The organism is Brevibacillus agri (assembly GCF_004117055.1).
Lineage (GTDB): Bacteria > Bacillota > Bacilli > Brevibacillales > Brevibacillaceae > Brevibacillus > Brevibacillus agri.
Window position 1 is genome coordinate 3355564 of record NZ_CP026363.1, and the last position, 25538, is coordinate 3381101.

A 25538-nucleotide genomic window follows, 5' to 3' on the forward strand; every position below is an offset into this window, starting at 1 on the left:
CTGCCGTTAAAACTTAGGCAGCCTTTTCAATTCTTCTGTTATTCTTAGCTTGTTTTTTATTGTATTCAATTTTGTGAGGGAATAATAATTTCTCTCCAGAAACATCTTGATTAATTACGTTAAATAGAAAATTACGAATGATTTAAGTCTCTTTATAATCATCCAACGTAATCCTCAATCTCAAGTAGACAGGAAAGTTCATAAGACTGAATACCATGTACTTCGTTCTCAAAATCCACTTCACATTTCATCGACATTCTTATGGAGCGATCCGTTCTCTCCCCGAATTCCATGTTAGTAACGCAGACTGGACTATGGTAATAGGACAAATAAATTGACGCATCAGGCATAGGAACTTCGTAATCCTCGAAAGCGACGTCGGTAAACTCGTAAGCCTTATTCTCCAAATCCCTCCAACTCCGAACACCTGGCAATTCACGAAAATCAATACTGATCTTTGTATGTATTGGGTTATCTATACATTCATTTCCTTCCAGCTCAAATGGGCTCAAATTTACTTCGATTGAATGATATAACTTCCCATCAAATAAATTTGAGGAGTATTTACCACCAATTGCTACTAGTTTTACAGGTTTCATGACTACCCCCAGCATTTTCACGATTTTTTTGCAGTAATTAGTTTGATTATACATCCAAAAGTTGGATTTTTCATCAGATAAAAAACGCTCACTCTGGCTAAAAAATGAAAGTTTAGCGCAAGGCCGATGCACACTTGTTTAATGAAAAAAGTGGATCAGCTACACTAAATTGGATAGAAAAATAAGGGCTTGGAGAATAAACCTATCATGTTACGGAGCGGAACTCTACAATGCCAAAACAACGACGACGTACCTTTACCTCAGAAACAGAGTTTGTGAATCAGATGAACTCGCAGAATCTCCGTCATCTGGAGCTGGAATTATACGATTACGTGAACTGGTTTAACAAGCATCGCATTCACGAAACCTTAGACTACATGACGCCTGTTCAGTATCGCCAAGAAGCCCTAAAAAAATTGTCTGATTTGCTGTTGACAATCCACCTCTGGAGCACAGCAGGCTCTATATTTAATTGTCCAGTGCTTGCTTCAACCAGGGGATGCAGTTGCGATTGAAGATCCTTCATATTGCTATTCGCTGCCCTTATTTAAATCAGCTGGACTAAGACCCTTTTTGTTACCTGCTGATAATCATGGGATTAATCCGGATGATATCGTGCAATTGCATAAGCAGCATCGCATAAAAATGGTATTTCTTAACCCCAATTTTCAAAATCCCAATGGGTCGTTACTCGACCTGGAACGTAGAAGAAGGGTACTGGAAATTTCGTCTTACTACGGAATACCGATTATTGAGGATGATCCATATAGTTTAACTGCTTTTGATAAAACACATGTTTCAACGTTAAAATCCATGGACCAAAATGGTACCGTTCTCTACGTCAGTTCTCTAAGCAAAATCGTCGCGTCAGGATTGCGAATCGGATGGATTTTTGGCCCACAAACAGTAATTGAACGCTTGGCGGATGCAAAACAACAAATCGATTTTGGACATAGCATTATTCCTGAATGGATCGCAACCCAGTTTTTATCGTCTGAGGATTTCTCGATACATATGCACAAGCTTCGTGACTCACTCGCATTGAATAGAGACAAAATCGTTTTCTCGTTATATGACCAACTTGATGACCAGGTAGAGTTTCTAATACCTGAGGGAGGCATTCATATCTGGTGCAAAGTGAAGGAAGACGTTAGCGAACAACAATTATTTAAGGAGGCAATCAAAAGAGGAGTTGTTTATGTACCTGGAAGTGTGTTCGGGACACAGAAAGGATATGCTCGCTTTACATTCGGCCGAGCTAAGGAAGAACATATACATGAAGCAATTTCTCGCTTTGCAGATGCATTACGTAGTTTCAAAAAAGGCAAATGATATCTCATAAGCAAGGGCTGCCCAAAAGCAGGTTTTCTACTGGCAGGTAGCAGCCATTTTCTTTATCGCTTTGTTGAACAGGTAGGTTGTGATTGCAGTGGATGGTTTAATCGATATAACATTGGATGGTTTGTTTTCATACTTTTTCTTTTATCATAGATAGCAAGTCGGGATTCATTGAGGAGTGATCGTACTTGACTATTTAAGACAAAAAAGAATCCAAGATCAAAATGCTCAAACGACCAGAGGGTGCTCAGCCTGAGTTGTTACTGCATTTCGAATTTGCTAGAAACAACGGTTATTATCTGGAGATTAAAGAAGGATATTGGCGGGCCGAAGCATGGAAGGAGGAAGGGCTCAGGCGAATATTAGCCCATGAAAACGAATGGATGCCATGATTGCAACGCTTTCCCATTATTACTCTGAAAAAATTTAAAAATAAGGGGAACTTACTAAAATGAATAGAAGAGCTATATGTGTAGCAGTTGTCCAATCCGCACCTATTCTTTTTAACAAGCAATCATCCTTGGACAAAATTGTAAGGATGACGAAGGAAGCTGCTGGAAAAGGAGCGAATTTAGTTGTCTTTCCGGAAGTTTTCTTGCCGGGTTATCCGAGAGGGTTATACTTTGGTACACGTGTCGGGAGCCGGAATACCGCTGGACGAAGTGACTGGGAACGATACTGGGAAAATTCGATTGACGTACCTGGCGTAGAAACGGAGCTTCTAGGTGAGCTTGCCAGAGAGACCGGAGTCTATCTAGCTATAGGCGTCGTGGAACGGGATCGGGAATTCAGTAGAGGAACTTTATACAATTCCATTGTGTATATAGGCCCGGACGGGAATGTTCTGGGCAAACACAGAAAACTCGTGCCAACAGGTTCTGAGCGACTGTTATGGGGGCAAGGGGATGGAAGCACGCTAACGGTCATCGATACTCCCTTCGGAAGAATTGGCGGTTTGATTTGCTGGGAAAATTACATGCCGCTTGCTCGAACAGCCATGTACGCTCAAGGGATTGACATCTTTATTACTCCTACGGCAGATGCCCGAGACACCTGGCAGGCCACTATACAGCATATTGCCTGTGAAGGGCGTTGCTTTGTTATTTCCTGCAACCAGTTCGTGACTAAAGATACGTATCCGACAGACTTGGCTTGTTACGATGACATTAGGCAGGACCCCGACATTTTATGCAGAGGGGGCAGCGCCATCGTTGGACCACTTGGGGAATATATTGTGGAACCTCTTTATAATCAGGAAGGCATTCTGATTGCAAATCTGGATCTTTCCTTGGTCACGCAAAGCCGATATGATTTCGATGTGGTAGGCCATTACAGTCGTCCTGATGTATTCCAATTAATCGTCAATCGTCAAAAACAGGACATTGTTCGGGTTTCAAAAATGGATGAGTGACGGCATACTGTTTGGAAAGAATTTTTGGAGATTTCTCCCAAAAACTTCCTACTGCCTCCCCCCACACGCACACCAAACAGCCGATGCTTTCTCAGCTCGGCTGTTTCCTTCTCTTCCGTCTTCCCTACCGACTTGCCACTTTACGCTTCAAAAAAGGCTCCCGTCCTTCGCGCCCCTGCGTTTTTACCAAATAGAGCGCGTACTCCAGCGGCCGCCGGATCGCCTGTCTGTACTGCTCGGTCGCGCCCATCTCGCGAAAAATTTCCCGCGCGGGCTTTGGGTTCACTTCGATCAGCCAGGCGCGTCCATCCACGTCAATCCCGATATCCAGCCCAAACTCGACCATGCGGCCAAAATGTTCCTCCAGCGTCAACGCTGTCTGATAGGCCAGCTCCTCGCAGTCGCGGACAATCCGGGCAGCGTGGTCCTCGCCGAAGCGCGGGCGCAAGAAATTAAACACCGGAACCGCCTTGCCTCCCCCGTGCAGGTTCGAGGTCGCGCTGCGCTCCCCGCCCACACGGATGCCATGCCCGGTGATGCTCCACTCGCCTTGCCCGGTTTTCTGGATCAACAGCCGCATGTCCACGGCGCGCGATGGCACCAGTTGCAGATGCAGCCCCTGCTGGACGATAAACTTTTCCTGTCGCGTCCAGCGATCGGCCCAGCGCTGGACGGCGGAAATGTCCGTGAAAAAGCTCTGGACCTTCGCCCGCTGCTTGTCGCGTCCCAGCAGCCGATAGCCGCCCCCGCGCTTCTCGATGGAAAAAAGATTGCGCCCGCCCGTCCCGTTCAGCGGCTTGACGTACAGAAACGAATGTTTGCCCAGCATTTGGACGAGGTTTTTTCTGTTATATAACACAGTTTCCGGCAACCAGCGATGCATGCGCGGATCGCGGTGCAGCACTTCGTGGACGCGCCACTTGTTTGCCAACCGATTGTTTGCGTATAAAAAATCGCTGGTGCGGCGAAAAGCGACGTAGTCTTTGAACGCTTGCGTCGGCGTATAGCGGTAGCGGTCGAACACGGCGTCCGGGCGAGGGAACAGGCGTCCTTGCCATTTGCCCTGCGCATCCAGGACGTATCCTCTCACCTGCTTGCCCGAGGCCAGTACATCCTTGGGCGAAAACAAAAAAACGGTGCAGCCCAGTTCTTGTCCTGCCTTGAGCAGTCGCCGGAAATAGGTCGGCTCTGCGAAGCGTTTGCCCTCCCGCCAAGTCAAGATGCCGATTGTGGGTCGTTTCATTCTTCCACCCTCTCTCGTTTCCTCCTTGGCAGTTTATTCAGCAGCGGGGCAAATGGCGCTTATCGCAGCTTCTTTTCCAAGGCGAGCAGATCGAGCGGAAGCGGCGCGTACGCTTCCACGGCTTCGCCTCCAAACGGATGCGCAAGCGTGAGAACGGCCGCGTGCAGCGCCTGTCTTTTGACCAGATCGCGCTTGCCGCCGTACAGCTCGTCGCCGAGCAGCGGATGGCCGAGATGGCTCATGTGGACGCGAATCTGGTGCGTCCGTCCCGTCTCCAGCCTGCACTCCACCTTTGTCGCGGTCTTGTAGCGCTCCTTGACCTCGTAATGGGTGATCGCGGGGTCGCCGTTTGGAGCCACTCGTCTGCGTGTCGCATGATACCTGTCCTTGCCGATTGGCTCGTTGATCTTTCCGCTGCCCTTGGCCATTTGCCCCGAGACGAAGGCGATATACGTCCGCTTGATTTTGCGTTCGCGCAGCATTTCGTCCAGCAAGGCAGACGCCCAGGCGTGCTTGGCGTACAGCACCACCCCGGACGTATCCTGATCGAGCCTGTGGACGTGGCGCACCTTCGCTTGCAACCCCGTCCGGAAAAAATGCCCCGACACCAGATGGTCCAGCGTCAGATGATGGTGCGGCTCGGTTGGATGCAACAGCATGCCCGAAGGCTTGTTTACGATTAACAGATGGTCGTCTTCATACAACACTTGCAGCGACTCGCTGGCAGGCGCAAGCCCCAGCGGCTCCGGCGGACACATTCGCAGGCGAATCTCTTGCCCCTCTCTTACCGGCACATGCTGGGCGACAGGTGCGCCGTCTACGAGCACTTCTTTATGCTGAAACAAAAGATGGACCTGCTTGCGCGGCAACTTCCACACCTCGCGCAGCAGGTTCCCGATCGGGATGGCGTCGTCGTCCGCCTGCAAGCGGGCAACGAGCCATTCTCCTTCCTTTTTCATCGATCGCATGGTCAATCTCCTGCCTTGTGTTCGTGCTGTCACGCCTCTGTGAGTCCGCTATTCACCTGAACGGCGCGGTCGAGAAAATGCTCGATCTCCTCGCGGCTTTTTCCGAGCTTGCTGACGAAGCGGATCAGTTCTTTGCCCTGGCTGAACGCGATGAAGCTGGGGATTCCGAACACATCGTATTTCTGCGACAGGTCTGGCAGCGTATCGCGATTGACCGCAACCATGTCCAACTGGTCTTTATACTTTTCTTCGACTTCCGGCATGAACGGATCAATCCGGTGGCAATCCGGGCACCAATCGGTGAAAAACTTCACCACAACGGGCTTGCTGGAAGCAATCGCCTGTTCAAATTCTGCTTCTGTCTTGATTTCTCTCATTTCGGGATCTTCCTTCCTACCTAGAATGATTTGGCAATAGTGTAGCACAAAAAATGCGCGTTTGTCGCACGAGGCCGACACTTCTCCTGTAAGCTACAGGGCGCCGCCCTGCTCCACCAAACATCGCACAAACGCTTCTGCCGGGCGAGACAGCGGCTTGTCCTTGCGATAGGCGACGACGAGCGTCCGATACGGCCTTGTCGCAAGCCGCACGTAAACAGGCGGCTCCAGCGTGCCCGGCGCGAGCGTAATCATTTTCGGCGCAAACGACAGCCCCATCCCCGCCGCCACGAGCGACTGGACTGTCTGGATGTTGGTGCTCTCAAACACGATGCGCGGACGGAAGCCAGCCTGCTCGCACAGCCGCAGAGAGATCGTCCTAAAGCCTTGGCCTTCCTTGAGCAAAATAAACGGTTGATCCGCAATCTCCGCCAGGTCTACCTCCTTTTTGCCCGCCAAAGGATGCTGCGGTGGAACCGCGAGAAAAATTTCTTCATTGATGGCCGGGATGATCGCAAGCGAAGGATCGCTGATCGGCATCGTCAGCAGGCTGACATCTATTTTGCCCCGCACGAGCAATTGCTCCAGATGGCTGGACGTTTCCTCCATCAGTTGCAGTTCGACTCCCGGGAACTGCTTGGTAAACGTCGGCAGTACGCGCGGCAGCACATACGCGCCTGTAATCGGCAGGCTGCCTACCAAAAGCCGTCCGCTCTCTCCGACCGCATAAGCGCGCATCTCCCGCTCCAGCCCTTCGGACATGTCCACGAGCGTTTGCGCGACCTGCACGAACCGTTGGCCCGCATCCGTCAGCTCCACATGCTGGGGCAAACGATGGAACAGGCTGACCCCGAGTATTTTTTCCAGTTTGGCAATCTGCTGGCTAAGCGACGGCTGAGCCAGATGCAAACGGTTGGCTGCCCGCGAAAAGCTGCGTTCCTCCGCAACCGCAAGCACATAACGAATCTGTCGTAACTCCATAAAAACCTCCCGATAGGCAAAAGCTATCCTTCTCATAATTATTATATCTTTGAACTATTTCCTTTGCCATGATACAACCTTGTTAAGAGTTTTCGCACGAAGGAGGAAATCATTGATGAAACCCCGCACGATGTTTGAAAAGATTTGGGACAATCACGTGATTCACGAGGAAGCCGGCAAGCCGACCTTGTTGTACATCGACCTGCACCTGGTGCACGAGGTCACTTCCCCGCAGGCGTTTGAAGGACTCCGCCTGGCTGGCCGCAAAGTACGCCGTCCTGAGCTGACTTTTGCCACCATGGACCACAACGTGCCGACAGCGGACCGCTTCAATGTCAAAGACCCGATCTCCCGCCAGCAAATGGAGACGCTGACCGAAAACTGCCGCGAATTTGGCATTACGCTCGCTGACCTGAACAGCCCGGACCAAGGGATCGTCCACGTCATCGGCCCGGAGCTTGGCCTGACCCACCCCGGCAAAACGATCGTGTGCGGCGACAGCCACACTTCTACGCACGGTGCTTTCGGCGCTCTCGCCTTCGGAATCGGAACGAGCGAGGTCGAACACGTTCTCGCGACACAGTGTCTGCCGCAGTTGAAGCCAAAAACGATGGAAGTCCGCGTGAACGGCGAGCTGCCCTTTGGCGTCAGCGCAAAAGACTTAATTTTGGCGATTATCGCAAAATACGGAACTGATTTTGCTACCGGCTATGTCGTGGAATATACGGGCGAAGCCATCCGCAAGCTGACGATGGAAGAGCGCATGACCGTCTGCAACATGACGATCGAGGGTGGAGCACGCGCCGGGCTGATCGCTCCGGACCAGACGACGTTCGACTACCTGAAAGGCAGACGCTACGTTCCGCAAGGCGAAGATTTCCTCGCAGCCGTAGAAGCGTGGAAGCAACTGTGCACCGATGAAGGCGCAACCTACGACACCTGTGTCGAAATCGACGCGGCTACCATCGCGCCGCAAGTGACCTGGGGAACAAGCCCTGGCATGGGCACCAACATTACCAGCACCGTTCCAGACCCCGAGTCTTTTGAAACAGCGGCACAACGCAAAGCGGCTCAAGACGCGCTCGCCTACATGGATTTGGCTCCAGGCACGCCGATGAGCGAAATCAAGATCGACCGCGTCTTCATCGGCTCCTGTACAAACGGTCGGATCGAAGACTTGCGCAAAGCAGCGGAAGTGGCAAAAGGACGCAAAGTCTCCCCTAACGTGCACGCCATGGTCGTCCCTGGTTCCCAGGCTGTCAAGCAGTTGGCAGAAGAAGAAGGCTTGCACCTCATCTTCCAGGAAGCCGGCTTTGACTGGCGCGAATCCGGCTGTTCCATGTGCCTCGCGATGAACCCGGATGTCCTGTCGGAAGGAGAGCGCTGCGCTTCTACCTCCAACCGCAACTTCGAAGGCCGCCAGGGCCGCGGCGGACGCACGCACCTGGTCAGCCCGGAAATGGCGGCAGCGGCAGCGATTGCAGGCCACTTCGTAGACGTACGTGAATGGAAAAGAGAGAGCGTAAGCAAGGAGGTATTCCAATGAACCCATTTGTCGTCCATACCGGACTGGTCGCACCATTGGACCGTGTCAACGTAGATACAGACGCCATCATCCCGAAACAGTTCCTCAAGCGCATCGAACGCAGCGGCTTTGGCCAGTTTTTGTTCTACGAATGGCGCTTTGCGGCCGATGGCACGCCGATTGACTCGTTTATTTTGAACACGCCAGCGTACAAAGATTCGACCGTGCTGCTCGCTCGCAACAACTTCGGCTGCGGCTCGTCGCGCGAGCACGCTCCCTGGGCCTTGCTGGACTACGGCTTCCGCTGTGTGATCGCTCCGTCGTTTGCGGACATTTTTTACAACAACTGCTTCAAAAACGGCATCCTGCCGATCAAGCTCAGCGAAGAACAGGTAGATGAACTGTTCCAGCGCGCGCAAAGCCGCGAAAATTACGAGCTGACCATTGACCTTAAGGAGCAGGTAGTGCGCGACAGCGAAGGTCTGTCCTACCCGTTCGAGGTCGATCCGTATCGCCGCTACTGCCTGCTGAACGGCCTCGACGATATCGGCATCACGTTGCAGTACGAAGACAAAATCGCCGCTTACGAGGCAAGCCGTCAAGCTCGTTAAGCTGGCCCACGAAAAAAAGTCCGTCTCATAGCGAAGCGAAGGCATGCAAGCTGTTCATGCCTTCGCTTTTTTGCTTGGATCCGCTGTTTTCCCCCGATGGGGCACCAAGGTCGGACGGAGGTTCGCATCCCCCCGCCTCCACCAACCGATGGGGGGAGACTGTCACATGCACGGGGCCATGCGACCCGCGCGGCCGCTTCGGCGTGCCGTCATCACGTACGGCAACTGTCAATCGTGCAACAGCATGTACATATGCGTCTCGTCGACGTAGCGCTCCCCTGTTTTCAACGCCCGTTTTTCCAAGCCGTACGGCAAAAAGCCCATTTTTTCGTAAAAGCGCACCGCGCCGGGGTTTGTCGTGACAACGGCAAGCTGTACCTGGTCGATGTCGCCCCGCTGTCTCAAATAGGCCAGCTCTTCTTGCATCAGCGCGGCCGCAACACCTGTTCCGCGATGCGCTTCGCGGACGTACATGGATACGACGGAAGCTTTGTGTCTCGCTTTCAGTCCGCGGTGCCGGAAATAGCCGATGATGCCCGCCAGCTCGCCCCCGACAAAAGCGCCGAAATAGCCGCTGTCGCCCTCAGGCCCCTGGGAAAGCCGTTCCTGCCATTCGGCCATCGGGCGCTTGATTTCCTCTTCATAGGTGGCGCCGAACGCGTCCGGGTCGGTTTGCAGCCCTTCCAACCTTACTTTGACGAACGCTTCTGTATCCTCTGGTCCCAATCGTCGAACTTCCATCTTTTGCTTCCCCTCTCCTAGCATTTCCACTCATCATAGTAAAGAGTTGCTAGGTTGTAAAGGATTGCCACAACAAAACGCCAGGAAAATATCCTGGCGCTTCGTTTGCTTACGCTAGCTCGGTCTGGGCGGGATCTGTGAGGCCAAACGTCGCCAGCGCCTGTTCACGCAGCTTGAATTTTTGAATTTTGCCGGACGCCGTCATCGGGTATTCGTCCACAAACTGAATGTAGCGCGGCGTCTTGAAGCGGGCGATTTTTCCTTCGCAGTATGCCAGCACTTCCTCCTCGGTCAATGTCTCTCCCGGCTTGACGCGGATGCAGGCCAGCACCTGCTCGCCGTATTTGGCATCCGGCACGCCGACGATCTGGACGTCTAATATTTTCGGATGAGTGTACAAAAACTCCTCGACTTCGCGCGGGTAGATGTTTTCGCCGCCGCGAATAATCATGTCCTTCAGCCTGCCTGTAATCCGGTAATACCCTTCCTCGTCTACGGTCGCCAAGTCTCCGGTATGCAGCCAGCCCTCTTCGTCGATCGCCTTTGCCGTCTGGTCCGGCATGTTGTAGTAGCCTTTCATCACCAAATACCCGCGCGTGCACAGTTCGCCCTGTACACCAGGGGGGACAATCTCTCCCGTAGCGGGGTTGATGATTTTCGCCTCGACCCCTTCGTGCAGCCGGCCGACGGTCGATACCTTGCGCTCGATGGAATCCTCCGGCCGCGTCTGGGTGATGACAGGCGAAGACTCGGTCTGTCCGTAGGCGATCGTAATGTCGCGAATGCCCATTTTGTCCACGACTTTTTTCATCACCTCGATCGGGCACAAGGACCCGGCCATAATGCCCGTGCGCAGCGAGCTGAGGTCGCGCTGTTCAAAAGTCGGATGGTTCAGCTCCGCGATGAACATCGTTGGCACCCCGTACAGCGCCGTGCAGCGCTCGGCTTCGACAATCGACAGCACCAGCCCCGGATCAAAGGCGATGACCGGAACCATCGTCGCTCCCGTCGCAACGCAGGCGAGCGTGCCCATCACGCAGCCGAAGCAGTGGAAAAACGGCACCGGGATGCAGACGCGATCGTCTACCCCCAGTCCCTGACATTCCGCGACCTTGATCGCGTTGTTGACGATGTTGACGTGGGACAGCATGACGCCTTTCGGAAAGCCTGTCGTGCCGGACGTGTACTGCATGTTGATGACGTCATCGAAAGACAGCGACTCCTGGCGCAAACGCTGTTCTTCCTCGCTGACCAGCTCGGCTCGCTCCAGCAAGTCTTTCCATAAAAACATGCCGGGCTGGCGCTCTTCGCCCAAGTAGACGACATTTCGCAAGTTCGGCAACCGCTTGGACACGAGAGCGCCGGGCTCGCACGTCGCAAGCTCCGGACAAATTTCCCGGATCATCTCCAGGTAGTTGGCGTCGCGATAGCCGTCGATCAAAAGCAATGTCGTCGACTCCGACTGGCGCAGCAAATATTCCAGCTCGTGAACGCGATAGCTCGTGTTGACCGTCACCAGCACCCCGCCCATCTTGGCCGTCGCAAATTGCGAAATGACCCACTCCGGTACATTGGTGGCCCAGATGGCGATGTTTTCGCCTTTTTGAATCCCGAGCGACATGAAGCCTCGTGCCGCCCGGTTGCACACCTCCTGAAACTGGGCGAACGAATAGCGGAGCGATCGCTCCTGATAGACCAACGCTTCCTTGTCCCGATACAGTCTGGCTGCCTCATCCAGCAAGTTGCCAATCGTAATCATTCGCAGCATACAAGCACCTCCAAAACATTCAGACTATTCCATCTTTATTAACTAGGATTCGTTCCTTCCCATCATATTCCTTCTCGATAGAAAAAAGAAAAGCGTCCCCCAATCGGAACGCTTCCCGTTTACTTCACGACAATTTTTTGCGTCGCTTCCACCTTGTACGGCAGATGGTTGCTGTAGTTCAGCTCGACGCGAATCTCATGCTCGCCCTTCGGCAACTTTTTCAGCATGAACTCCGGATGGTAGATCATTCCTTTGGACTCGCCATCGAGGTACAGATGGGCGTGGCCTTTTCCATACACCGGCGTTTGCCCAAGCTCGCCGTTTTCCTGCACGAACTCGAAGTTTTGCGTCAAAAGCGATACTTCCGCTGTCGTTCCATCCACCTGTATATCCATGTTCAACGACGGCTTGGCTGCCCCTTCCGGCTGGGTCAACGGAGCACTGGCATTGGTCGTGGCCGGAACACTCGTGTCACCTGGACGATAGGAGTCAGAGACGTGCAACGGATCTTTGACCAATAGCACGATGCCCGCCACCAGAACAACCAGAAAGACGATTCCGCCCAAAATGAGATTGCGCATACTGATAATAAAGACCTTCATGTCTCTACTCTCCCTTTCGCAAGTGCTTGTCACTTATTTGTACATGCATATGCGAGAGGAAAGAGAGGTAGAAGCAAAACTTTGCTATAGCCGTCAGCGGTAGTTGATAAATTGCACCTCGAGCGGCAAATCCGCCTTGCGAATCGCACTGATGACTTGCTGCAGATCATCCTTGCTTTTGCCTGTCACGCGAATTTGATCGTCCTGAATTTGCGTCTTCACCTTCAGGCCGGCATCCTTAATAATGCCGTTGATCTTTTTGGCGTTGTCCTTGTCGATGCCCTGCACCAGCTTCACCCGTTGGCGCACGGTGCCGCCCGCTGCCGGCTCGACTTTTCCGTAGTCCAAATTTTTGATCGGCACGTCGCGCTTGACCAGCTTGCCCAGCAAAATGTCCTTGACCTGGCTAAGCTTGAAGTCGTCGTCGGAAACGAGGACGAGCTCGTCCTTTTCCAGTTTGATGCTGCTCTTGCTCCCCTTGAAATCGAAGCGGTTCTCGATCTCCTTCAAGGCGGTTTGAATGGCGTTGTTCACTTCGGCCAAGTCTACTTTCGAAACGATGTCAAACGAGCTTTCCTTGCTCATGCGTAGTTCCTCCTTCGCTTTTGCCTGTTTGGCGTTTTTTCGCTGCTAGATCGCCCGAACCAGTCCTCCGTCCACGAGGAAAGACTGCCCCGTGATATAGCTGTTGGCTGGCGATGCCAAAAACGTCACCATGCGCGCGAACTCATCCGGCTGGCCGTACCTGCCGACCGGGATTTGTTTTTCCCAGTTTTGCCGGACTTCCTCTGCGCTAATCCCTTGCCCCTGCGCACTCAGCCCGTCCAGTTGCTGCACCCGGTCTGTCGCAATTCGTCCCGGGCCGATCGTGTTGATGAGAATGCCATCCGGCCCCAGCTCAGCGGAAAGCGTTTTGGCCAGCCCCAGAACCCCTGTGCGAAACGTGTTCGACAAGACCAAGTTTTCCAGCGGCTGCTTGAACGAGGAAGACGCAAAGTTGACGATTCGCCCGAACTGCTTGGCGCGCATGTGCGGCAAAACAGCGCGGATCGCCCGGACGTAGCTCAACAGGTTCAGCTCGAAGGCCAAAATCCACTGCTCGTCCGTCAACTGGTCGAACTTGCCCGTCGCAGGTCCGCCCGAGTTGTTGACCAGTATATCTACGCTGCCGAAGTGGCGAACCGTTTCCTGCACGACTCGCTCGATGTCTCCCGGCTTGGTGACATCCACCGGAACGGCCAGAGGCGACTGCCCCGCTGCCTGCTCAATTTCGGCGCGCACGGCTTCCATCGCCTGCTCGTCTCTGCCGCAAATGGTGACATTCGCTCCCTCCTGCGCCAGGCAGAGCGCGGTCGCTTTGCCCAAGCCTTTTGACGAGGCGAGCACGAGGGCTGTCCTGCCATGCAATTGAAGATCCATGTTCAACGCTCCTTTCGAGGTACGGTTTTGGTTTTGTATGTATCATCCTTGCTTTATATTCTACAGAACTTTCAGACGAACGAAAAGCAAAGAGAAGGGGAAAAGCACACTCCCCTTCTCTTTTTCGCCGTTACATCTCTTTGTGAGACGTGTTGCTGTTTTTGTTTTGCTTCGCGATGCGCTTTGCCTCTCGTTTGGCCTGACGCGCTGCCTTGCGGGCGAGCCGTCTTTCTTTGGCTCCTTCAAACAACGAGTACAGCACAGGCACGAGCACCAGCGTCACCAGCGTGTGGAAGATCAAGCCGGAAATTACGGCTGTCGCGAGCGGTGCCTCCAGGTCGGAGCCTTCCGCCATCGCCAGTCCCATCGGCAGCATCCCCAGAATCGCCGTCAGCTTCGTCATGATAACCGGGCGGACGCGGTCCTTCGTGCCTTGTACAATCGCTTCGGCGGTAGCCATCCCGCGATTGCGCAGCAGGTTGATCCGGTCGATCAGCAAAATCGCGTTGGACACGACGATCCCGACCAGCATGATAATCCCGATCATCGCCATTTCGCCAAACGTTCGTTGTGTAAGCACGAAGCCCATCACCACGCCGACCAAGGCCATCGGAATCGTCAGCAAAATAATGAACGGCTGCGAGAGACGGCCAAACTGCGCGACCATGATGACGTAGATCAACGCGAGCACGCCGACGAAGACGAAAATCCCTTGCGCGAGGTTGGCGCTTTGCTCTTTCAGCTTCCCGGCGATCTCCACCTTGTACCCGGCAGGAACGACCAGGCCCGGCAGCTTCTCATTGATTTCACGGCCAACCGTCCCCAAGTCGCTTCCTTGCATCTCGGCAGATACCGTTACGATCCGCTCGCCTTTTTCATGGATCAACGTAATCGGAGACTTGCTGTAGTACCAGTCCACGAGGTCAGCCAGCGGCACCTGGGCGCCGTCCTTGGCTGTCACCATCATTTGCTTGAGCTGTTCCGGGTGCTTCAGCCAGTCGTCCGGCATTTGGGCGACGACATCCACCTCGATTCCATCCTTCGTGATCGACGTGATCTGCTGGCTGCCAATCCATACGCTCAACTGCTGGAGCAAGGAGCGGTGGTCGACGTTCAGTCTGGCGAGCGCCTCCTGCTTCGGAATGAGCGTTACTTTTTCCTTGCCTTCTTTAAAGTCGTTGCGAATGTTGGTCAAGCCCGGTACGGTGGACAGCATGCCTTCCACATCGGTAGCGATTTTGCGCATTTGCTCCATATCATCCCCGATGATGTCGAGCTGGATCGGCGCCGAAGCCCCTTGCTGCCCGAACGTCATCGAGATGGATTCAATGCCCGGGATCGAGTTGAGGCGATCGTTAATATCGGCCGTCAACAGTTCTTTGTCGCGCGTGCGCTCTGATTTGGGCACGAGCGAAATGAAAATCTCCGACCCTGTGCTGGAGGAGAAGAAGAACACGTCTTTTACTTCCGGGATGCCGCGCAGCGCTTCCTCTCCGGTCAGTGCCGCCTTCTGTGCCCGCTCCAGGGTGGAGCCGGTAGGCATCTCCAGCGTGGCAAAAATGAAGTTTTCATTCGGGTTAATGCCTTGCCCCATCTTCATGAGCGGCATGAGGAAGCCCGCGCCGACAAACATCAGGAGCGCGACGATAATCGTCTTGACCCGGTGGCGCAAGGCCAGTCGCAAGAGGCTGTTAAACAACCGATTAACCACATGCTCTTTTCCTTCGCCTTCCAGCGCGACGTGTTTGTCTTTTTGCAAAAAACGATCGGAAAAGACGGGAACGAAAAAGAAAGCGGCGATGGTCGATGCGATAATGGCGGAAGATACCGTAAAGGCAATCGTCGCCAAAATCGGTTTGAGCCAGTCTTCAAAGTCAGCAAAGACGAGCGGCAAAAAGACGATGATGATCGTGAGCTGCGAGGTGAAGACCGGCGTCAAAACCTCTCGCGTTCCTTTGATAATCGCCTGCTTGAGCTCCTCGCCTCTTTCCCGGAAGTGGTAAATGCTCTCCAGGACGACGATTGCGGCGTCGACAATCAGGCCGACAGACAAGCTAAGCGAGAGCAGACTGACCATGTCGATGTTGTAGCCGCCGATTTTCATGGCGATAAACGTCATGAGCGCGGACAGCGGCAGCGTCGTCGCGATGACGAGCGTCACCCGCCAGTTGCGCAGGAACACGAACAAGATGATGATCGCCAGCGCGCCACCGATCAAAACGTCACGGCTGAGGTTGGTCACCGCATGCTCGATGTACGAAACGGCTTCGAACATGACTTTCATCTGGTATTTGCCATTCGCTTCCGCATTGATCCCGCGGACGACTTCCTCGACTTTGCGCTGGGTCGTAATCAGGTCGCTGCCATCCGCGCGCGAAACGCTCAAGTGCACGAATACGTTTCCGTTCGTCAGCGCTACCGAATCTTTCACTTTTCCACGCAAGTCCTCGACCGTCGCGAGCTGTTCCAACGTAACCGTGCCGTTTGGCGTCACAATCGGCAACGCGTTCAGTTCCTGAACCGAGTTGAACGTGTTGTCAATCATGACGACGGTGTCAAAGCCCGTGTTTTCCAGCGTGCCGATCGCTTGCTTCCAGTTCGTCTCCTGAAGCTGCGAGATCACCTCTGACGGGGTAGTCCGATACGCACTCAGCCTGTCTGGACGCAAAGTGATGGCGATCTTGTTTTCGAAGCTGCGGTCCGATACGGCGACTTCCTTCACCCCGGACACTTCCTCGATCCGGTCCTTGATCGTCGTTTTCGCCAGGCTGAGCATCGCCTGCGGATCGGCTCCGACCAGCGCGTAGTCGATCATTTGTTCATTCCCGAAGTTCATCTGGTTCACGCTGACGCTGTCAACGGCTTTCGGGAACCCGTTGCGCAAGCGGTTCACGGCATTTTGCACGTCCTGCTTGACTTTTTCGCCTTGCCCTTCCGTGGCCGTAATCTGCACGTTGACGTAGCCGGTACCTGTCGTAGACGAATATTCTTTGATATCCGCAATCGATTTCAGTTCCTGCTCTACTTTTTTCGTAATCTTCTCTTCCATCTCTTCCGGAGGCAGCGCCCCACCTGAGATGTTGACGGAGAGCACGGGGAAGTTCGTTTTCGGAACCAACTCAACGTTGAAGCTGAGCAGGGAGCCAAGACCGGCGATGACGAGCAAAAAGGTAAACAGATAGACGATCAGGCGCCGCTTCAGCAAAAAGAGAATCATCTTGTTCATGCGCTATTCTCCCTTCGCCTCTACTTTTTGCCCCTCGACGTAGAAAGTAATACCGCTGCGCAAAAGCTGGTCGCCTTCTTTGACACCCGAGAGAATCTCGATTTGATCGTCGACAATTTGTCCGGTTTTGACTTCCTTTTTCACGGTCAGGCCGTTTTCCACCGCCATGACGTAATGCTGGGTAGAGCTGACTCCGACGCTTTCCAGCGGTACGAGGAACCCGTTTACTTTGCGCGGCGCCTCAATCGTCGCAGCCATTCCCCCGCGCCAGAAGCCGTCTGGGTTCGGAATCGTCACTTCCACGCGGTACTTGCCCGTCTCCTTGCTCACGACAGGCGAGACGAAGGTAATCGTGCCCTCGCTCTTTTTCCCGTCGTCAGATACTGCCTGCACCTTCGCCTTTTCCTGGAACTGGCTGATGAGATCGTTGGTGACGTCGAGCGTGACCTTCACTTCCGTCAAGTCGACCAGATGGACGATTTTCTCGCCTGGAGAAGCCTGCTCGCCAGTCTGCTTGTAAACGTCTACGACCGTTCCGGCAAAAGGCGCGTGAATTTTCGCATCATCCAGACTCTTTTTCGCCCGCTCCACCTGTCCGGCTGCCGCCTTGATCGAAGCGTTCGCCATCGCGATGTCCTCTGGCTGCGCTCCGCGTTGCAGCTCGGTGAGCGACAACTGGGCGTCGCGGGCGGAAATTTCCGCTTGGGTCAGGGCGCGGCGCAAATCATTTATTTCGGTTTGCGAAATAGCGCCTCCCGCGAACAGCTTCTCGCCTGCTGCGAGGTCTTGTTTCGCCTTTTCCAGACGGCTCTGGGCACTTTGCACTTGCAGGCGCTGCTGCTCGATCGCTTCTGCTGTCGCGCCCTTCAGCGCTTTCGTTTTGCGGGCGGCCGCCTCTTCTACCTGGCTGGCAGCGGCTTCGACTTCTTTTTGGTAGTAGCGCGAATCCAGTGTCGCCAAAAGCTGTCCTTGTGCAATCTTCATCCCTTTGCTCACCTGGATGGCCGAAATCGTTCCCCCAGTGCCAAAGGGCAGTTCCGCGTCGCGCTTTGCTTCCACCATTCCCGTTACCCGCAGGAAAACAGGTTGTGCTCCCTTCTGTACTTTGACGACCTCCACGACTTTCGCTTTGGCTTCCACCTGCGCCGGAGGCTCTGGTGCCGGTCCTCCGCAGCCGGCTGTAACCAGCAAGAGAGAGGCCATAATGATCGATGCCCGTTTTTTCACAATGATTCCTCCAAATGTTCACAATCATTCCCTTGCGTAATTGTGCCAGTTTTTACCTTTCCTGCAAAACAGTCAGCGGTTGGAAATTTGCCTCAGCCCCGAGACGGAGAACACAATCCCCACCAGTTCATAAGTATATACGAACAATATGCAGGACCGTTACCTTTTTTTGGACTTCTCGCTAAGATTTTGTAAAAAAAAGGAAAAGGCAGCCAAGCCCGATAGCTTGACTGCCTTTTCATGCGGTGACGCTGTTTAGTTTTCTGCGAGAAGCTGTTCCATTTCGTCCAGCAAGCCTTTGAACACGCTCAACGCTTCCGCGATCGGAGCCGGAGAAGCCATGTCCACGCCCGCCTTTTTCAAGAGATTGAGCGGATAGTCGGAGCTGCCGCCCTTGAGGAATTGCAGGTAGCGGTCCACAGCCGGCTGGCCTTCCTCCAAAATCTGTTTGGACAAGGACGTCGCGGCCGAAAACCCGGTGGCGTACTTGTAGACGTAGAAGTTGCGATAGAAGTGCGGGATGCGCGCCCACTCCAGGTCCACCTCGCTGTCCACGACCATCTCCGGTCCGTGGTAAGCGACGTTCAGCTCGCGATAAATCGCGCTGAGCGAATCGGCTGTCAGCGGCTCTCCCTGCTCCTCCTTCTCGTGTACGATCTTTTCGAACTCGGCAAACATCGTTTGCCGGAAAACGGTGCCGCGGAATTGCTCCAGGTAGTAGTTGATTAAGTACATCCGCTGCTTTTTGTCTGTCGTGGTCTGCAGCAAGTGGTGCATCAGCAACGCTTCGTTGAGCGTCGAAGCCACTTCGGCCACGAAAATTTTGTAGTCCGCATACGTGTACGGCTGCGCCTGGTTGGAGTGGTAGCTGTGCAGCGCATGGCCCATCTCGTGCGCCAGCGTAAACATGTTGTTCACGTTATCCTGGTAGTTCATGAGCACGTACGGATGGGTCGTGTACGCGCCCCACGAATACGCCCCGCTCGTCTTTCCTTCGTTTTCGTGCACGTCGATCCAGCCGTTGGAAAAGCCTTCGGCAAGCACGCGGCCGTACTCTTCGCCGAGCGGATGCAGCGCTTCCTTGATCGTGGCTACCGCCTGGTCGTACGGGATTTTCATGTCGACCTCGGGCACGATCGGCACGTACAGGTCGTACATGTGCAGCTCCTCTACGCCGAGCAGCTTTTTGCGCAGAGCGATGTAGCGGTGCATGAGCGGCAAATGCTCGCGGATCGTCGAGATCAGATTGTCGTACACGGACAAGTCCACATTGTCCGAGAAAAGAGCCGCGTACAGCGCGGACGGATATTTGCGCGTCCGGGCGTAGAAGACGTCGCCTTTGATCGCAGAAGTCAGCGACGCCGCGATCGTATTGCGGAACTTGCCGTACGTGGCGTACAGCGCCTGGAAAGCTTCCTTGCGCACGCGTCTGTCCTTGCTCTCCATGAACTGCGTGTAGCGCCCTTTGGTCAGCTCGACCTCTTCGCCGTTTTCGTCCGTAATCATCGGGAACTTCATGTCGGCGTTGTTCAGCATGCCAAAAATTTTGGTCGGGGCAGAAGCCAGCTCGCTCATGTTCGCCAGAAGCGCCTCTTCTTCCGCGGAAAGCGTATGCGGCTTGAAGCGCGTAATCTCTTCCAGCAAAATCCGGTAATGCGCGAGTCCCTCTGTTTCCTTGATCCACTTCTCCAGCTCTTCTGTCGGGATCGCCAAAATCTCCGGCTGTATGTACGCGATTGCCCCGTACACTTGCGTGCTGAGGCTGGTGGCACGGTCAGTCAGTCCCTGATACGTGCTGTTCGCATTGTCCTCGTCGCGGCGCATGCGCGCGTACACGTACACGGTATCGAGCGTCTTCAGCAGCTCGTCCTGCAAGGTCAGCGCTGCGAGCAACTGCTTCCCGGACTGCGCCAGCGTCCCTTTCAGAGCGGCAATCTGCTCGGTCAGTTGCTTCGCCTTTTGCACATCCTTTTCCCAGTCCGCGTCGGTCGCGTAAATATCCTCCAACCGCCACTTGTATTCAGCGGGGACGTCACTTCGTTTTGGCAATGTTTTGCTTTTGTTCACCGCGATCACTCCCTCGTCATTTGCACAAGAATGGTCAAATCATTCATATGTGACTATCCTACCGTATTATGCCATCTTGTTCAAATCATTAGCACAGTTGGCACCTGCTTTTTCGCGGCAAAAGAAAAAAGCTGAGCTTCTCCTGCGGAAAAGTCAGCTTTTTCCTACGCCCACATAGCGAAATCCGGCTTCCTTGACGATTTTGGCCGGCCACGCATTGCGTCCGTCCAGCAAAACGGGCTGGGCCATCTTTTGGTAGACCTGTTCCCAATCGAGCTGCACGCACTCTTTCCACTCGGTAATTAAAAGCGCGGCATGTGCGCCTTGCACGGCTTCTTCGGCTGTCTTGGTGTACGTAACGTTCGGAAACTTCTGCCGCACGGCGTCGGTTGCGATCGGATCGTAGGCGAAAACCGCAGCTCCCTTTTCCTCCAGCGCTTGCAGGACGGCCAGGGACGGCGCCTCGCGAATGTCGTCCGTATCCGGTTTGAACGCCAATCCGAGTACCGCGATCCGCTTGCCGCGACAGTCCGGAACGAACGGTTGCAACTGCTGCAAAAACCAGACGGGCTGCGTGGCGTTGACTTTGCGCACTTGCTCCAAAATACCGAGCGAGATGCCGTTTTGCGCAGCGAGCTGCAGCAAGGCAATCGTGTCTTTCGGAAAACAGGATCCGCCATAGCCGACGCCCGCCCGCAAAAACTCCGGCCCGATCCGGCTGTCCAGCCCCATGCCGTGCGCGATCGTCACGATATCGGTTCCCAGTGCCGCGCTCAGCCGCGCCAGCTCATTCATGAAAGAAATGCGCGTCGCCAAAAAGGCGTTGGAGGCGTACTTAATCAGTTCGGCGTTCGCGCGGGTCGTGACCACGCGCGGAGCGTCCACCCCCTTGTACAGCTCCTCCATGACCTCTCTCGTTTCCGGCTCGCCCGCTCCAATGACAATCCGCGAAGGCGCCAGCGCGTCGTACAGCGCACTGCCCTCTCGCAGAAACTCCGGATTGGACGCGACCGACAGCTCCCTGCAGCCGCTGAGCAGCTCGGCAACCTTGTCGCCCGTCCCCACTGGCACCGTGCTTTTGACGACTACGACTCGCCTTTTCGGGGAGGCTTGATGCATCTGTTCGATCGCAGCTACGGCACTGTACAAATAGCGCAAATCGGCGGTCCCGTCAGCCGCTTCCGGAGTGCCGACGCAAACAAAGAAAACGTCCGCGTCTGCTGCCTCCTGCAGCTTCGTGGAAAAAGCGAGGGTGCCGTTTTCCAGCACCTGTTTCAGCGCTTCCTCCAACCCGGGCTCGTAGATGGGCGAGATTCCTTGCCTCAGTTTGACAATTTTGGCTTCGACCAGATCGATGCCGATCACCTGATGGCCGTTCATGGCCAGGGAGACAGCGGTTGTCAGCCCTACGTAGCCGGTACCGATAACGGCAACTTTCATCACTTCACCTCATCGTTTTTTCATCACACGCAAATAAAGCTCCTCCAGTTTGAGACGCTGCTGGTGAATATCGTGGTTTTTCTCCACCTTCATCCTCGCCCGCGCCGTCATTTCCGGCCATTCGTGCGCGGATGCGAGCACGTGGTTTATCATCCGTCCGAGCTTCGCCGGAGAGCGCTCCGGGACGAGATAGCCGGACTCCCCGTGCTCCACCAGTTCGGGAATGCCCGCGTGATACGTCGAAATGACGGGCCTGCCGGACGCCATCGCTTCCATCAGCACGTTCGGGATGCCTTCCTGGTCGCCGTTTTTGGCCGTTTTGCAGGCGATGACAAACAGATGGCATCGCGCCAGCTCGCGCTGCACCGCTTGATGCGGCAAAGCGCCCTTGAGGACGACTTGCTTTTCCAGCTTGTATTTTTTAATCATGCTGCGCAGCTTTTTCTTTTTCTCGCCGTCGCCGACGATAATCAGCTTGGCCTTCGGATGCTTTTTGTGCACCTGCACGAACGCCTGGATTAACGTGTCCATGCCTTTTTTCTCCGTCAGGCGGCCAACGCTGAGCAGCCGGTACTCGCCATCGTGGACCGGCTGGGGCGGCAGCATCGGAAATTTGCGCAGATCAATGCCGGAGCGGATCAGCGTGATTTTGTCGCCCGAGCAGCCCAGGCGGATCAGCCGCTTTTTCATATGATTGCTGACGACGGTAAACGCCTTGCCTTTGCGAAACAGTCGCTTCAGCGAGCGGCGATAGCCCGGATTTTCCCGCACGCGCTTGGTCGCATCGAAGCCGTGAAAAGAAGTAATCAACGGCAGTCCCGCCTTTTTGGCGTACGGAAGCAGCTCCAGGCCAGCCGGGCCAAACCGCGCATGCAAGCATTTGATCTTTTTTCGCTTCAGCCACCCGGAGAGGCCCGCCATTGCCTTGCGCACATAGACCGGCGAGTACGGAAACTGTTTGCGGTTGAACGGCCGCTGTCTGGTCAGCACGACAGGTTTGACTCTCTGGTGCCCAAGCAATTGCTCGTAGATGAAGGTTTCGCTTCGGGGCAGGAATTTTCTCCGATAGACGAGGACCCGATGCATGCAACTGGCCTCCTATTTTCGAGTTTTAGCTCCTCGGCTGAAAACGCATATCCGCCAACTGCCGACGAAGCCCCTCTTCCAAGGAAACTTGCGGACGGTAGCCCAGGCGCTGCTCAGCCAGCCGAATGTCCGCGCAAGTGCGCAGCGAGTCGCCTGCCGGACCGGGCTGAAAGCTGATTTTCGGCGAGATGTTCATCAGCGTGCCCATGATGTTCAGCACGTCGATCAATTTTACTTCACGATTTCCACCTACATTGAATATCTCGCCGGGTGCAGCGTGGCGCCCCGCCAATATGTTTGCCTCTACGGCGTCCGTAACGTAGGTAAAGTCTCGCGATTGCTGCCCATCTCCGTAAACGACGACGGGATCTCCCTTCATCATTTGCCGGAAAAAGCGGTGAAAAGCCATGTCCGGCCGCTGTCTCGGGCCGTACACGGTAAAGTAGCGCAGCATCGTGATCGGCAGTCCGTACGCTTTGACGTAGACGGAGCACACCTGCTCCATCGCTTCCTTCGTGACGCCATAAGGCGATACGGGACGCAGCGGAGCAGATTCGTCCGTTAGCGTCCCTTGCATCGTGCCGTACACAGAAGAGGAAGAAGAGACGACGATGACAGGCGGTTTTGGCCTTTGCATGCACGCCTCCAGAAGCAGTTGGGTAGCCAAAATATTGTGACTGACGTACTCCGCGAATGCCTTGCCCCAACTGTTCCGCACGCCGGGCAGCGCAGCCAGGTGATAGACCACATCTACTCCGTCCAGCCAGTCTTTCCACCGCTCTGCCTGCAGCATGGTTGAATGAAAAGTAAAGGCGGGATGGCTCCCGATCTCTGCGAGATTGCGGAGTTTGGCAGCAACGTCGTAGTTATCGACGAAGCCGTCGATGCCGATCACTGTCACCCCGTCATTTAGCAAGCGCTGGGTCAGATGCGACCCGATAAAACCAGCACAACCGGTGACAAGTGCTTTTGTCATCGCTTCCGCCGCCTCACTTTCTTCAACCGTTTAATGACGAGATAGCCATCCTTGTAGCCGTAGACCGCTTTGTATTTGTTGCCCCAGCGTTTGAGGTAATAATTGAACGTTTTTTTGCGTAAATGATTGCGTCTCCGCTTCATCTTGTTGTCGGTAAGCTGTCCTTTGTGCTTCGTCCGGTTGTACAGCTTGCGATTGATAAACCGGACGCGGTATTTTTCAATCAGCCGCAAAATGATGCGCCGATCCTCCATGATTCGGCCTTCGTATTTGTCGGAGGTATCCCAACCTCCGACCTCCCGAAGCGCTTCGACCCGATAGCAGCGCGGCGCCACCATCCAGCGGTTGTACTTCAAAAACTGGTATTTGTTGCGAAAATGCTTGTGCTTGACGAGAAACGGGTTGTAGTATTTCCCGCGCCGCACTCGCCATATTTTGACGTTGCCGTAGTAGAGCGCTGTACTTTTTTTACTCTTGCGAATGTACTTTTTAATGACAGCCAGCGTCCGTTTTGGCAGCCAATCGTCCGAATCAAGCTGCAAAAGGTATGGCGTGTCGACCATAGACAAGGCCTGATTCATCACTTTTCCGATGCCGGAGTTTTGTTCCATCCGGTAGTACATGATGTTCGGATGGTACAAATACTTCTCTACCTTTTTCCTCGTCTTGTCGGTAGAGGCATCGTCAATGATTAACAGCTTCCAGTCTTTTGTCGTCTGCTTCAAGACACTGTTGATCGCTTTGCGGATGAACTTGGCGCGATTGTACGTCGGGATGACCACAGTAAAGGTTGGGTTCATGTGTCCTCCCTCTTCACGGCTGGAATGCGAATCGATGACTTGTCGCTTAAAATGAAGACACCGCTCGAATTGGCTGACTGTCCTGTCAAATGAGACGACCTTCCGAAAACGCTGTCCGTAACGCTCCAGGCGACGTCCATGAGCGAGCTGTTTTCCAACAGGATGCTGTTCTCAATGTGCGCACAATTTTTCAGATGCACCCCGTTTTGAATCGAAACGTACGGACCGAGCCGGCAATTTTCAATGTGACAGTCTTCCCCGATCAGCACAGGTCCGATAATCTCGCAGTTTGTGACGACGGACCTTTGGCCAATCTGGTGAGTCTGACCCAAATCTTTTGCCAGCATCCAACGGTTTGCCTCCAGCCAACGATCAATGGTTCCCACATCGGAATACTTGCCGCTCGTAAGTGCATGCGCAATATGAAAACCGCGATCAATCATGGACTGGATCGCATCCGTGATTTCATATTCACCACGGGCGGATGGCTGCAGTGTAGCAATCGACTCAAAAATGGGTGGGGTAAACAGGTATGCGCCAATGACAGCCAGATTGCTCTTCGGCTGACGAGGTTTTTCTTCCACGGAGACCAGACGCCCTTCCTGTACTTCGGCAATCCCATAATCCTGTGGTCTCTCCACTTCACTTAGCATCACAACACCGTCTGATTTTTCACTGGTAAACGCACGCATTAGCCCGTGCAGCGAATCCATCAACAAGTTGTCACCAAGTAACAAGATAAACGGTTCGTCTTGCAAGAACGGGTGCGCTAAATGGACAGCATGTGCGATTCCAAGCGGCACCTCCTGCTCGATAAAAGTAATGGTAGCCCCAAATTGACTACCATTGCCCACCAAGGGAGGAATCTGCACTTGGGAAGGGTGGATGACGATGCCGATGTCATGCACACCCACTTCACGCAGTTTGCTGATGCAGTAGTGTAATACCGGATGATTGGCCACAGGGAGGAGGGTTTTTGGTTGCGAATAGGAAAAGGGGTGCAGTCGCGTACCACGTCCAGCACACAAGATTAACCCTTTCACAAGTATCACTCCCCAGTTGTGCTCTGCGATACTTATAAGGTATGCGCCTCATGATATCTGGACAGGGCAGACGTCCACCTGGCACAAAGA

At 54.2% G+C, this 25538-nt stretch carries 21 protein-coding genes and 2 pseudogenes; 5 read left to right on the forward strand and 18 right to left on the reverse strand.

The window, feature by feature from the left end:
- Positions 1 to 158: 158 nt before the first annotated feature.
- Positions 159 to 599, reverse strand: coding sequence for a hypothetical protein (locus BA6348_RS16390; RefSeq protein WP_100228564.1), 441 nt, complete (start codon positions 597 to 599; stop codon positions 159 to 161).
- A gap of 308 nt (positions 600 to 907) precedes the next feature.
- On the opposite strand from BA6348_RS16390, the pseudogene BA6348_RS27030 reads away from it, so the two are divergent.
- The 3 genes and pseudogenes from BA6348_RS27030 to BA6348_RS16405 form a co-directional block, all read left to right on the forward strand.
- Positions 908 to 997, forward strand: a pseudogene (locus BA6348_RS27030) (IS3 family transposase); the annotation flags it as partial.
- 43 nt (positions 998 to 1040) lie between these two features.
- A pseudogene (locus tag BA6348_RS16400) lies at positions 1041 to 1931 on the forward strand (aminotransferase-like domain-containing protein); the annotation flags it as partial.
- A 457-nt stretch (positions 1932 to 2388) separates the two neighbouring features.
- Positions 2389 to 3348, forward strand: a complete 960-nt coding sequence (locus BA6348_RS16405) for a carbon-nitrogen hydrolase family protein (RefSeq protein ID WP_005834566.1) — start codon at positions 2389 to 2391, stop codon at positions 3346 to 3348.
- A 124-nt stretch (positions 3349 to 3472) separates the two neighbouring features.
- Here BA6348_RS16405 and BA6348_RS16410 read toward each other — a convergent pair whose 3' ends face one another.
- The 4 genes from BA6348_RS16410 to BA6348_RS16425 all read right to left on the reverse strand — a co-directional run bounded on the left by BA6348_RS16410 (position 3473) and on the right by BA6348_RS16425 (position 6917).
- Positions 3473 to 4591, reverse strand: coding sequence for a YheC/YheD family endospore coat-associated protein (locus tag BA6348_RS16410; RefSeq protein ID WP_122953160.1), 1119 nt, complete (start codon positions 4589 to 4591; stop codon positions 3473 to 3475).
- Positions 4592 to 4650: 59 nt separating this feature from the next.
- On the reverse strand, positions 4651 to 5559 hold the full coding sequence (locus BA6348_RS16415; RefSeq protein ID WP_007785344.1) for an RluA family pseudouridine synthase: 909 nt from the start codon (positions 5557 to 5559) through the stop codon (positions 4651 to 4653).
- A gap of 29 nt (positions 5560 to 5588) precedes the next feature.
- Positions 5589 to 5936, reverse strand: a complete 348-nt coding sequence (locus BA6348_RS16420; protein ID WP_005834571.1) for a thioredoxin family protein — start codon at positions 5934 to 5936, stop codon at positions 5589 to 5591.
- A 93-nt stretch (positions 5937 to 6029) separates the two neighbouring features.
- Positions 6030 to 6917, reverse strand: coding sequence for a LysR family transcriptional regulator (locus BA6348_RS16425; protein WP_007785346.1), 888 nt, complete (start codon positions 6915 to 6917; stop codon positions 6030 to 6032).
- A gap of 115 nt (positions 6918 to 7032) precedes the next feature.
- On the opposite strand from BA6348_RS16425, the gene leuC reads away from it, so the two are divergent.
- Both leuC and leuD read left to right on the forward strand, forming a co-directional pair.
- Positions 7033 to 8463: a 3-isopropylmalate dehydratase large subunit gene (leuC, locus tag BA6348_RS16430; protein ID WP_025845610.1), complete on the forward strand. Its 1431-nt coding sequence runs from the start codon at positions 7033 to 7035 to the stop codon at positions 8461 to 8463.
- Positions 8460 to 9053: a 3-isopropylmalate dehydratase small subunit gene (gene leuD / locus BA6348_RS16435; protein ID WP_122953159.1), complete on the forward strand. Its 594-nt coding sequence runs from the start codon at positions 8460 to 8462 to the stop codon at positions 9051 to 9053. Before leuC ends, leuD begins: the two co-directional genes overlap by 4 nt.
- Positions 9054 to 9281: 228 nt before the next feature.
- Here leuD and BA6348_RS16440 read toward each other — a convergent pair whose 3' ends face one another.
- From BA6348_RS16440 to BA6348_RS16500, 13 genes are all read right to left on the reverse strand, one after another.
- Positions 9282 to 9794 carry a GNAT family N-acetyltransferase gene (locus BA6348_RS16440; protein WP_025845614.1) on the reverse strand — a complete coding sequence of 171 codons (513 nt, stop codon included), beginning with the start codon at positions 9792 to 9794 and terminating at the stop codon, positions 9282 to 9284.
- Between the two features lie 109 nt (positions 9795 to 9903).
- Positions 9904 to 11562: an AMP-binding protein gene (locus BA6348_RS16445; protein ID WP_005834580.1), complete on the reverse strand. Its 1659-nt coding sequence runs from the start codon at positions 11560 to 11562 to the stop codon at positions 9904 to 9906.
- Between the two features lie 119 nt (positions 11563 to 11681).
- A complete protein-coding gene (locus BA6348_RS16450; protein WP_005834582.1) occupies positions 11682 to 12164 on the reverse strand; it encodes a hypothetical protein in 483 nt (160 codons plus the stop codon).
- A gap of 93 nt (positions 12165 to 12257) precedes the next feature.
- Complete coding sequence (locus BA6348_RS16455) at positions 12258 to 12749, reverse strand: YajQ family cyclic di-GMP-binding protein (protein ID WP_005834584.1); 492 nt, start codon at positions 12747 to 12749, stop codon at positions 12258 to 12260.
- A gap of 45 nt (positions 12750 to 12794) precedes the next feature.
- A complete protein-coding gene (locus BA6348_RS16460; RefSeq protein ID WP_005834586.1) occupies positions 12795 to 13583 on the reverse strand; it encodes an SDR family oxidoreductase in 789 nt (262 codons plus the stop codon).
- A gap of 130 nt (positions 13584 to 13713) precedes the next feature.
- Positions 13714 to 16809: an efflux RND transporter permease subunit gene (locus tag BA6348_RS16465; RefSeq protein WP_122953158.1), complete on the reverse strand. Its 3096-nt coding sequence runs from the start codon at positions 16807 to 16809 to the stop codon at positions 13714 to 13716.
- Between the two features lie 3 nt (positions 16810 to 16812).
- Complete coding sequence (locus tag BA6348_RS16470) at positions 16813 to 18036, reverse strand: efflux RND transporter periplasmic adaptor subunit (RefSeq protein WP_005834589.1); 1224 nt, start codon at positions 18034 to 18036, stop codon at positions 16813 to 16815.
- A 255-nt stretch (positions 18037 to 18291) separates the two neighbouring features.
- Positions 18292 to 20103, reverse strand: a complete 1812-nt coding sequence (gene pepF / locus BA6348_RS16475) for an oligoendopeptidase F (protein WP_007785361.1) — start codon at positions 20101 to 20103, stop codon at positions 18292 to 18294.
- Between the two features lie 153 nt (positions 20104 to 20256).
- Positions 20257 to 21543: a UDP-glucose dehydrogenase family protein gene (locus tag BA6348_RS16480; protein ID WP_122953157.1), complete on the reverse strand. Its 1287-nt coding sequence runs from the start codon at positions 21541 to 21543 to the stop codon at positions 20257 to 20259.
- A gap of 9 nt (positions 21544 to 21552) precedes the next feature.
- A complete protein-coding gene (locus BA6348_RS16485) occupies positions 21553 to 22629 on the reverse strand; it encodes a glycosyltransferase (RefSeq protein WP_005834594.1) in 1077 nt (358 codons plus the stop codon).
- A 25-nt stretch (positions 22630 to 22654) separates the two neighbouring features.
- The gene (locus tag BA6348_RS16490) at positions 22655 to 23605 is read right to left on the reverse strand and encodes an NAD-dependent epimerase/dehydratase family protein (protein ID WP_025843809.1); all 951 of its coding nucleotides are present in this window, start codon (positions 23603 to 23605) and stop codon (positions 22655 to 22657) included.
- Positions 23602 to 24405 (reverse strand): glycosyltransferase family 2 protein, encoded by an 804-nt coding sequence (locus tag BA6348_RS16495; protein ID WP_007785367.1) that lies wholly within the window; start codon positions 24403 to 24405, stop codon positions 23602 to 23604. The genes BA6348_RS16490 and BA6348_RS16495 overlap by 4 nt, the downstream gene beginning before the upstream one ends.
- On the reverse strand, positions 24402 to 25448 hold the full coding sequence (locus BA6348_RS16500) for a glucose-1-phosphate thymidylyltransferase (protein ID WP_007785370.1): 1047 nt from the start codon (positions 25446 to 25448) through the stop codon (positions 24402 to 24404). Before BA6348_RS16500 ends, BA6348_RS16495 begins: the two co-directional genes overlap by 4 nt.
- Between the last annotated feature and the right edge of the window lie 90 nt (positions 25449 to 25538).